General features: G+C 71.3%; 1 protein-coding gene. It reads right to left on the bottom strand.

Features of this window, described 5'->3' with window-relative positions:
* Positions 1 to 4: 4 nt before the first annotated feature.
* Positions 5 to 586: ATP-binding cassette domain-containing protein (locus tag AC08ON_RS18055; protein WP_476617428.1), on the bottom strand; the 582-nt coding region annotated here is incomplete at its 5' end.

The raw sequence follows: 586 nt of genomic DNA, 5'->3' as shown, positions 1-586 counted from the left end.
AAGGTTAAACGACAAGCTGAGGGACGACGCCGATCATCGTGTGCAGACGATCCGGCGGGATGTCGTCGAGGGGAACCCCGCCGAGACGGATGCCGCCGCGCCGCGGCCGGTGCATGCCGCTGGCCAGATAGGCGATGGTCGTCTTGCCGGCCCCGCTGGCCCCGACGATTGCCGTCGTCGTCCCCGCGGTGACTTTCAGGGTCACCCCGCGCAGGTTCCACGTCGGGTCGTCGTCCGGCCAGTCGCCGTCCGGCCGGTCCTCGGCCGTGGCGAGATCGTAAGAGAACCATACGTCGTCGAACGTCAGATCGAGTCCCCGGCCGGCATCGACTCCCCGGCGAGCGGCTGCCGGCACCGGTTCCGTCCCGGACCGCGGTGCGCGGGGGACGGTCAGCGCGGGGGCCCGGGCCCCTTCGAACCTCAGGCGTACCTCGTCCTGCGGGACGTCAAGCAGGGAGAAGATCCGCCGGAAGGACGCGCCCGCACCCGCGAGCTCCGCACGCAGGTTGACAGCGGACGACAGTGGTCCGAAAGCCACCAGCAACGCGCCGCCCAGGGCGGCGACCGTCCCGAGCGTGATGCGGCC

Source organism: Frankia sp. CoWAU3 (assembly GCF_977971855.1).
Note: the sequence above shows the minus strand (reverse complement) of the source record. Positions and strands in the feature narration are given on the sequence as shown.